The organism is Protofrankia sp. Cas8 (assembly GCF_963555845.1).
Classification (GTDB): Bacteria; Actinomycetota; Actinomycetes; order Frankiales; family Frankiaceae; genus Protofrankia.
In genome coordinates, this window is record NZ_CAUVXI010000027.1 from 1 (window position 1) to 9,484 (window position 9,484).

General features: G+C 67.7%; 10 protein-coding genes. 1 reads left to right on the forward strand and 9 read right to left on the reverse strand.

What is annotated here, in order from left to right; genetic code table 11:
* On the reverse strand, positions 1-1,164 hold a 1,164-nt coding region (locus U9977_RS06640), incomplete at its 3' end, for a site-2 protease family protein (protein WP_322748294.1).
* Positions 1,165-1,218: 54 nt separating this feature from the next.
* Entirely contained in the window at positions 1,219-2,460 is a 1,242-nt protein-coding gene (gene dxr / locus U9977_RS06645; RefSeq protein WP_322748295.1) for a 1-deoxy-D-xylulose-5-phosphate reductoisomerase, read from the reverse strand.
* A gap of 285 nt (positions 2,461-2,745) precedes the next feature.
* Between dxr and U9977_RS06650 the strand changes: the two genes are divergently transcribed.
* Positions 2,746-3,096: a hypothetical protein gene (locus U9977_RS06650; protein WP_322748296.1), complete on the forward strand. Its 351-nt coding sequence runs from the start codon at positions 2,746-2,748 to the stop codon at positions 3,094-3,096.
* A gap of 39 nt (positions 3,097-3,135) precedes the next feature.
* Here U9977_RS06650 and U9977_RS06655 read toward each other — a convergent pair whose 3' ends face one another.
* The 7 genes from U9977_RS06655 to rpsB form a co-directional block, all read right to left on the reverse strand.
* On the reverse strand, positions 3,136-4,284 hold the full coding sequence (locus tag U9977_RS06655; protein WP_322748297.1) for a PHB depolymerase family esterase: 1,149 nt from the start codon (positions 4,282-4,284) through the stop codon (positions 3,136-3,138).
* Positions 4,265-5,440 (reverse strand): 23S rRNA (adenine(2503)-C(2))-methyltransferase RlmN, encoded by a 1,176-nt coding sequence (gene rlmN, locus U9977_RS06660; RefSeq protein ID WP_322748298.1) that lies wholly within the window; start codon positions 5,438-5,440, stop codon positions 4,265-4,267. The genes U9977_RS06655 and rlmN overlap by 20 nt, the downstream gene beginning before the upstream one ends.
* A gap of 20 nt (positions 5,441-5,460) precedes the next feature.
* Complete coding sequence (locus tag U9977_RS06665) at positions 5,461-6,333, reverse strand: phosphatidate cytidylyltransferase (RefSeq protein ID WP_322748299.1); 873 nt, start codon at positions 6,331-6,333, stop codon at positions 5,461-5,463.
* 110 nt (positions 6,334-6,443) lie between these two features.
* Positions 6,444-7,001 carry a ribosome recycling factor gene (gene frr / locus U9977_RS06670; protein ID WP_322748300.1) on the reverse strand — a complete coding sequence of 186 codons (558 nt, stop codon included), beginning with the start codon at positions 6,999-7,001 and terminating at the stop codon, positions 6,444-6,446.
* On the reverse strand, positions 6,998-7,789 hold the full coding sequence (pyrH, locus tag U9977_RS06675; RefSeq protein WP_416210157.1) for a UMP kinase: 792 nt from the start codon (positions 7,787-7,789) through the stop codon (positions 6,998-7,000). The genes frr and pyrH overlap by 4 nt, the downstream gene beginning before the upstream one ends.
* A gap of 108 nt (positions 7,790-7,897) precedes the next feature.
* Positions 7,898-8,512 carry a translation elongation factor Ts gene (gene tsf, locus U9977_RS06680; RefSeq protein WP_322748301.1) on the reverse strand — a complete coding sequence of 205 codons (615 nt, stop codon included), beginning with the start codon at positions 8,510-8,512 and terminating at the stop codon, positions 7,898-7,900.
* Positions 8,513-8,647: 135 nt separating this feature from the next.
* Positions 8,648-9,484, reverse strand: an 837-nt coding sequence (gene rpsB, locus U9977_RS06685) for a 30S ribosomal protein S2 (protein ID WP_322748302.1), incomplete at its 5' end; no start/stop codon positions are given.

The window sequence follows — 9,484 nt, forward strand, 5'->3', positions numbered from 1 at the left end:
GGCGGATAGAATGATCAGACTCAGGATGACGAAGAACGCGACCATCGCGTATGCCGCGGGCAGGAGTTTCACGAGGTCGACCCGTTTGACCGGTCCCCGATAGCCGGTCAACCGACGTGCCCCGTGCCGGGCCTGCTCGAAGCCGAGAACCGCCAGGTGCCCGCCATCGAGTGGGAACAGCGGCAGCAGGTTGAACAGGCCGACCGCCAGGTTGACCCCCGCCACCAGCACGAGGAAGTCACCGATGCGCTGGCCGATGGACACGTCCTGCGCCGACAGCAGCTCACCACCGGCCCGTGCCGCGCCGACCACACCGACCAGACCGTTGGCGTTCCGGTCCTTGCCGAAGAGGTTGGTGAGGTCACCGAGTCGGTGGACCAGGGTGTCGTACATCCCGGTGACTCCGCTGCCAAGGATGCGCACGGTCCTCGGGACAGCCGAGATCGGGTTGTACCGCACAACGTCGTAGCCCTGTGCGATGCCGATCGCCCCGACCTGATCGTCGCCAGCCAACCCGGTCTGACGGTCCCGACGGACCGAGACCAGATCAGGTCGTAGCGTCACGTCCCGTCCGTCCCGGTTGACCACGAGCGTCGCAGGTCCCGGGCCATGATCACGAATGAGACGGGTGAACTGGCTCCAGTCACCAATCGTCGTGCCGTCGAAACTCACGACCCGATCGCCCACGCGCACACCCGCGAGCTCAGCCGGACCCACCGCCGCCTGCGGGGCACACTGCCCGGCCACCGGCACGCAGACCGTCCGGCCGACCTTGTTCGCGCTGGGATGCGACGTCCCGAGAAGCAGCAGCACGCTGTAGATCAGGACAATGGCGATGACGAAGTGCATGAACGACCCGGCCGCGAGCACGACCGCCCGCTGGTGGGCCGGCCGGGCATGGAACGCCCGGTCGGCGTCAGCCGGATCGATCTCCTCGAGCGGGGTCATCCCCTCGATCTTGACGAATCCCCCGGCCGGAATCGCCTTGATCCCGTACTCGGTTTCGCCCCGGGTGCGCGACCACAGCGTCGGGCCGAATCCGACGAAGAATTTCGAGGCCTTCATACCGTAGTGACGTGCCGTCATAAAGTGACCGGCCTCGTGCAGGACGATGGAGACGATCAGAGCCAAGGCGAACGCGACGATGCCAATCGCGTTGGTCATGGTGCGATCACACCCCGATCACAGCGCTGGAGAATGTCGCATTGTACCTCAGCGTCACGAAGGAATCACTGTCCGATCGAATCCTTGGTCGATGAGAGCACGCACCTGTTCGCGCGCCTCCTGCTCAGTGCTCAACACCTCGTCCAGGCTCGGACGTTGCGTCACCGTGTGCGACATGACCACCTCGGCCACAACATCGACGATGCGCACGAACGGCAGGCGATGCCCGAGGAAGGCCGCCACGGCCTCCTCGTTGGCGGCGTTGAAGACGGCGGGCGCGGTCCCGCCGCGGCGCCCGGTCTCCCGGGCGAGATCCACCGCCGGAAACGCGACCGTGTCCAGGGGCTCGAAGGTCAACGACTGGGCCCGCCGCCAGTCCATCGGGGCCTGTGCATCGGCTACCCGATCGGGCCACCCCAGGGCCAAGGCGATGGGCAGGCGCATGTCGGGCGGGGAGACCTGCGCCAACGTCGACCCGTCGACGAACTCGACCATCGAGTGCACCAACGACTGCGGATGGACGACGACGTCGATGTCGTCATAGGGCACTCCGAAGAACAGATGCGCCTCGATCAGCTCGAGGCCCTTGTTCATCAGGGTTGCCGAGTTGATCGTGACGAGCGGCCCCATGTCCCAGGTGGGGTGCGCCAACGCCTGCTGCGTGCTCACCTGGCCCAGCTCGGCGCGGGAGCGGCCCCGAAACGGCCCGCCGCTGGCGGTGAGGACGAGCTTGCGAACCTCCGCGGCCCGGCCGCCGCGCAGGCACTGGGCCAGCGCCGAATGCTCGGAGTCCACCGGAACGAGCCGGGAAGGATCGCCGTCCAACGCGTCAAGGACGAGCGGACCACCGGCGACCAGCGACTCCTTGTTGGCAAGTGCCACCGTGCGACCGGCCCGCAACGCGGCCAGCGTGGGTGCGAGGCCCACCGAACCGGTGATGCCGTTGAGGACGACATCGCACGGCCACGCGGCGATCTCCGTAGCCCCGTCCGGTCCGGTCAAGATCTTCGGGATGGCGTACTCGCCCTTGCGAAAGCCCCGCCGGGACGCCTCCGCGTAGAAGGCGAGCTGTAGATCCTGCGCGGCGCAGGCACGGGCTACCCCAACGGCCTCGACACCCAGGTCAAGGGCCTGGGCGGCCAGCAGGTCGACCCTTGCCCCGCCGCCGGTCAGCGCGACCACGCGGAACCGGTCGGGATTGCGTTTCACCACATCAATGGCCTGGGTTCCTATCGAACCAGTCGAACCAAGCAGGACTACCTCGCGCGGCAGCGATGTCTCGACCACGTCGACCATTGTCGCAGGCGCCCGGAGGGCACGCCCACACCTGTTCGCCAGCCGACACCCGACTCTGCCTGGGCAGGACTCCTACGCCCGAAACGGGACGGTGGTCATCAATAAAGTGTTGTTTAGCACAATTTCACCGCGTGCACAGGGCGCCCGCCTTTGCACATGCAAAGTGTCATCGCACTGGTACGCACCGTCGTCGCGCATTCCCGGAAAACAGCTAACCCGGTTGGCTGAGGTTCATCGACGCTGAGGTTCATCCACAGCGAAGGCCCTGACCCCAGGAGGCCGCGAGTGCCACCCGCCGACCGCACGTATCCCGTCCGCCACCATCGCCTGGACCAGCACCTGGATCTTCACCTGGACCATCGCCGAGGCCGCATCCCACCCGTGCGGCACACGGCCACCCGCACCCGACGCTTCCACGTGTACGACCGCGACGGCGAGGTGGTCGCTTCCTTCGACGACTGGGACACCGCGCACGCATGGGCGCACGAGCAGGCCACCGACCCGGCCACCCGGGCCCCTCTCGACGTCGACGACCGCCCGAACCGCATCACCCGACGGGTCCATCCGCGCGGGTGTGAATTCATCGCCTGGGAGCCCGTGACGCGCCTGTCGATTGGCTGCGAACACCATGGCTGACGAACACCATGGCTGAGGCCGTTGACGCGGGCCGTACCGCTATCGCGGGGATGCTCCGGCGGCGCTCGGCGCCGGGGTGGCGGGCGCGGGCCCCGGATGTCCGCGGAAGAAGGCGAGGGCGACCTCGGTGGCGCTGAACTGCGCACGCGCCGCACCCTTGGGCGGGTCGGCATCCGGATCGGGCCACACGTGGCCACCACCCACACTTGCCAGCAAGCCCACGTCACGGCCGCGGGGACAGGCCGTGAACACCAACCGCCGAAGAGCGGTGGTGTCCCGCACCCACGTGTTCGCCGGCCCACAGCCGACGGAGCCGGCGTAACGGTCGAGGCGGGCCTGCATCGGCTGTGCCTGGGTGCCGTCAAAGGGTGCGGGACGATCCGCTCCGCCGCCCTCCAGCGGCGTCACCGGGTCGCTGGTTCCGTTGATCGCCAGCAGGCTCGGCACGGGACCCGGACAGCTGGCGGGCAGGACGGCAAAGGCCACCGGCACGATCGCGGCGAAGGTCCCCGGCAGGGCACAGGCCGCCGTGATGGCCATGTCCGCGCCGTCCGCCAGCCCGGTGGCGAACACCCTGCGGGTATCCAGGCACATCCGGGTGCCCAGGTCACCGATGATCGCGGCTACGAACGCTACGTCGTCCGGCCCGATGGTGGCCCGGCGCGGGAAGTTCCACCGGCCGTTCGCGCCGTTCGGGGTGACAACGACATAGCCCGTCGTGGTGCCGATCTCCGCCAGATGGGCGTAGCGCTCCAGCGCGGCCGGGTCCTCTCCGAAGGCGTGAAAGGCAAGGACGAGCGGCAGTGCTCGGGCATGGGCGTCGACGGCGGGAACCGCCAGCTGGTATGTACGGGTGTCCGCCCCGACCCGGACCGACTGCTGGCTCGATCCGGCCGCGATGGTCCTGGCGGTCACGCATCCACTCGCCGCGGTCGGCGCCGGTGCCGGCGTTGGTGGCCCAGTGGCGCCGGGTCCACCGCCGGGTCCACCGGTGGGGCCCCCGGCGGTACCCGCCGACTGCCCCACCCTGGTCTGCGGGCCGGGATCGTCGCCACCGAAGTAGAGGACCAGTCCTATGATGATCAGAATGGCCCCGGCCGCCGCGGTTACCGGAACCCAGCGCGGGTTGCGGTCGCGACGGGCGACCGATCGACGGGACGAGCGGCGGTCACCCGGCGGCACTGTCACTCCGGTCCGACCCGTCAGCCGCCAGCTGCCCGCACGCTGCGGCGATGTCGCGTCCCCTCGTATCGCGCACAGTCGCCGCGATTCCACGCCGGCGTAGCCGACGGACGAACTCCCGCTCCCGGCCCCGTTCGCTGGCCCGCCAGGACACCGCCCGGGTCGGGTTGAGAGGAATCAGGTTGACGTGCGCAAGCCGACCGGCAAGGAGCCCGGCCAGGGCGTCGGCGCGTTCCGGCTGGTCGTTGACGTCGTCGATCAGCGCATACTCGATGCTCACCCGGCGTCCGGTCACCTCGGCGTATTCCCAGGCCGCGGCGAGTACCTCCGCCACGGGCCAGCGCCGATTCACCGGGACGAGGCGATCACGCAACTCGTCGTCGGGTGCGTGCAGGGAAACGGCCAGCGTCACCGGCAGGCCCGTCCCGGCAAGCCGGCGCATCGCCGGCACCAACCCGACCGTGCTCACCGTGATTGACCGTGCCGACAGCCCCAGGCCCACCGGTGCCGGGCCACTGAGCATCCGCAATGCGGCGATCACAGCGGCATAGTTGGCCAGCGGCTCGCCCATACCCATGAACACGACGTTCGACAGCCTGGTCGGGCCGCCGGCCAGCTCCCCGCGCACAAGCGTCCGGGCCGCCGCGACCACCTGGTCCACGATCTCGGCCGTGGACAGGTTGCGGGTGAGCCCGCCCTGGCCGGTCGCGCAGAACGGGCAACCCATCCCGCACCCAGCCTGACTGGACACGCAGACCGTGGACCGGTCGGGATAGCGCATCAGCACCGACTCGATCAACACGCCGTCAAAGGCCCGCCACAGCGTCTTGCGCGTGTCTCCGCCATCACAGGTCATGACGTTCACCGGCGTCAGCAGCACCGGCAGCAGCGCTTCCACCAGCCCGGGGCGGGAGGCGACGGGAAGATCCGTCATCGCCTCCGCATCGTCGGCGCATAGATGCCTGGCGAAATAATGGCGGGAGATCTGGTCGGCCCGGAAGGCCGGCTCGCCCAGGGATACCGCCAGCTCGCGGCGCTGCTCGACGGTGAGGTCAGCGAGATGGCGGGGTGGGCGCACCCGGGCGGAGCGGACCAGCGTCACCGGTAGCGGTTGCGGTAGCGGTTGCGGTTGCGGCGCCGAGGCGGCGGAGGAATCGGTCATGACCCGTCCAGTCTGCCAGGTCACGATGGTGGCGCGAAGGCGGTGATCAGCAGCCAGGCAACGGGCGCCGTACACAGCACCGAGTCCAACCGGTCCATGATCCCGCCATGTCCCGGCAGCAGGTTGCCCATGTCCTTGATACCGATGTCCCGTTTGAGCAGCGACTCGCCCAGGTCACCGGCGGTCGCCGTGCAGGCGATCGCGATGCCGAGCACCGCCCCCTGCCAGAGTGCGGCATGCAGGGGCCAGGCCATCGAAACACTGGCGACGATCACACATACGACAACGGAACCGGCAAAGCCCTCCCAGGACTTACCCGGGGACACCGTCGGGGCGAGCTTGTGCCGCCCGCCCGAGAGGACGCCTGCGGTGTACCCGCCGATGTCACTTGCCGCGGCGGTCGCCAGGAACGCGACCATCCGCCGCGGCCCGTCCGGCGGGCTGGTCAGCAGGGCCGCGAAACCGGCCGGGAGACCCACGTACGCCGCGCAGAACACACCGGCCGCCACGTCGGTCAACAGGTTCTTGTCCGAGTAGGCCAGCCGCCAGGCGGTCGTCACGACGGCCGTCGCGGCCAGGGCCAGCACCAGACCGGAGGTACCGGTGAGGTAGGCCACCGCTGGCATGGCCGCCGTCCCCACCGCGAGCGGCGGCAGAGCGATCTTTATCCCGCACAGGCGCAGCGCCCTGACCATCTCGAACACGCCAACCGTGACAGCCGCACAGATCACGGCAATCCACAGCGGACGCACCGTGAACAGGGGCACAATGATGATCAATGCCAGCGCGATACCGACTATGATCGCCGCGGGAAGATCCCGACCTGCTCGCACCCGACGCACCTCGAGCTCGCGGGTCGCATGTCCGACACCCGTCACGAGATCCTCACCCAAGGCCCTGACCATGAGCTGCTCGTACCGCCCGGACCGACGAGCGTGTGCAATATCACCCTGGAACGTATTCGACTCACGGCAACGGACGACAAAGTGCCTGTCGGTGTCGGTCAGACGGCCAACAGCTCCGACTCCTTGTGCCGCAGCAACTCGTCCACCTGGCCGACATATCGATGCGTTGCCTCTTCCAGGTCCTTTTCCGCGCGCCGGCCCTCGTCCTCACCCGCATCGCCGTCGCGGACGATGCGGTCGATGGCCTCCTTGGCGTGCCGGCGGACGTTACGGATACTGATCTTCGCATCCTCCGCCTTGGTCCGCGCGACCTTCGCGAGATCCCGTCGACGCTGCTCGGAGAGCTCGGGAAAGATACAACGGATGATCGTTCCGTCGTTGCTCGGGTTCACGCCGAGATCGGAGTCTCGGACGGCCTTTTCGACCGCAACCAGCGAGCCCTTGTCATACGGCGTGATAATGACCATTCTCGGTTCCGGTATGTGGAACGACGCCAGCTGGCTCACCGGCGTCGGCGCGCCGTAGTAGTCAACGAGAACCTTGGAGAACACCGAAGGAGTGATCCGCCCCGTCCGGATGGTGGCGAAATCGTCCTTCGCGACCTGGACCGCCTTGTCCATCTTCTCCTCGGCCTCGAGGAGCACGTCGTCGATCACGATCGTCCTTCCGTCCCGCCCTCGTCCACACTGACCAGAGTGCCGATCTTCTCACCGCGGACGGCCCGCAGTATGTTCCCCTCCGTCAGCAGGTCGAAAACCACGATCGGCAGCCGATTGTCCATGCACAGGCTGATGGCCGTAGCGTCCATGACCTTCAGCCCGCGAGCCAGCACCTCGCCGTAGACGAGCGTGTCGAAACGAACCGCATGGGGGTTCGTCGTGGGGTCGGCGTCGTAGACACCGTCGACCTTGGTGGCTTTGAGAACAGCCTGCGCCTTGATCTCCAGAGCCCGTTGCGCGGCGGTGGTGTCCGTGGAGAAGAACGGCGCGCCCAGGCCCGCCCCGAAGATGACGACACGGCCCTTCTCCAGGTGCCGGATAGCCCGCAGCGGCAGGTACGGCTCTGCGACCTGGCCCATGGCGATCGCCGTCTGCACCCGGGTCACCACCCCCTGACGCTCCAGGACATCCTGCAGCGCGAGACAATTGATCACGGTGGCAAGCATCCCCATGTAATCGGCCCTGGCACGGTCGACGCCACGCTCGGCAAGCCGCTGGCCGCGGAACATGTTGCCACCGCCGACCACGACCGCGATCTCGATGCCGGTCCGGTTCACTTCCGCGAGCTGGCGCGCGATGGTCGCCACCGTGTCGGGGTCGATGCCGAGAGGCTCGCCCCCGGCGAACGCCTCACCGGACAACTTCAGCAGCACGCGGTGCCAGCGCACATCCGTGCGCTCACAACCGGCTGCAGCATCTGCATCCCTGATGGCGTTCTCGGTCACGATCGGCCCCCTCGCCGTCAGCCGCGATCATCGGCCGGTGGACGTGCACTGCCAGCTAGTCTGCCCCACTCCCGCGCGCGGGAGACTTTCGGGCGGCGAGAAGCGCGGTCAGGCCTGCTTGACGTTGAATCGGGCGAAACGACCAATTTCGATCTTTTCACCGAGGGCTGACCCGGCCTGTTCGAGCAGCGCCCGAATAGTGATCTTACCGTCCCGGACCCATGGCTGCTCAAGCAGGACCACCGACTTCACGTAACCGTTCAGCCGGCCTTCCACAATCTTCGGAAGGGCTGGCTCGGGCTTGCCCTCCTCGCGAGCGGCGGCCTCGTAGATCTTCTTTTCCTGCTCAAGGACCTCGTTCGGGATCTGCTCCGCGGTCACGTAGAGCGGGTCAGCCGCAGCGATATGTTGCGCGATGTCACGCCCAAGCTGCTTGAACTGGTCGGTTTTGGCAACGAAGTCGGTCTCACATCGCAGTTCCAGCAGAACGCCGATGGTCGGCGGCAGCGCTGGGTCGGTCTTGTGCAGATAGGAGTCGACCAGGCCGTTGGACGCACTGCGCCCGGCCCGCTTGGCAACCTGCGCCAAGCCCTTCTCCCGCAGCCACGACCGAGCCTTCTCGAAGTCACCGTTGTTCTCGACGAGCGCTTTCTTGACGTCGCTCATTCCAGCACCGGTCAGTTCCCGGAGCTTGCGAATGTCAGCGGCTGTGATCTCTGCCATGGTGCTCTTCTCGTTCCGTCCGGCTGCTGGTGTTTGTGGGGACGCTGCTGGGACATGGCGCTGCTGGAACACACGAGCTGGCGCGCTCGCGAGGCCGACAGCGCCACGATCAGTTGGACACCGGTTTGGATCTTCTCAGACCCGGACGGCGGCAGCACCCACCGCGGTGACCGTGTCGGAATCGATCTGACCTGCGCCGTTGCCCTCGTGACTGGCATTGTGCTCGGACATCGGTTCGGCTACCACCGCTGGTTCGGCTACCACCGCTGGTTCGGCCACCACCGCCGGTTCGGCCACCACCGCTGGTTCGGCCACCACCGCTGGTTCGGCCACCACCGCCGGTTCGGCCACGGCACCCTGGCCACGCAGAAGCTCTTCCTCCCACGCGGTCAGCGGCTCTCCGCCGGCGGCCACCTCGGGCTTGGCGTCCGTCGATGTCGACCCGCCCGCCCGGGAGCGCAGGCCGGCCGCCACGGCATCGGCTACCACGCGGGTGAGCAGGGCCGCGCTGCGGATGGCGTCGTCGTTGCCGGGAATCGGGTAGTCGACCTCGTCCGGGTCACAGTTCGTGTCCAGAATAGCCACCACCGGAATTCCCAGTTTCCGCGCCTCGCCGACCGCGATGTGCTCCTTCTTCGTGTCGACAATCCAGACCGCGCTGGGCACACGGGCCATGTCGCGGATACCGCCGAGGGTGCGCTCCAGCTTGGCCTTCTCGCGAGAAAGGACGAGCTGTTCCTTCTTCGTCCGGACCTCCGTACCGCCGGTGAGCTCGATTTCCTCGAGCTCCTTCAGCCGCTGGAGGCGCTTGTAGACCGTGGAGAAGTTCGTGAGCATGCCACCGAGCCAGCGCTCCTTGACATAAGGCATACCGACCCGCTGCGCCTGCTCCTCAATGGCCTCCTGGGCCTGCTTCTTGGTCCCGATGAACAGGACCGTACCGCCGTGGGCGACGGTCTCCTTCACGAAGTC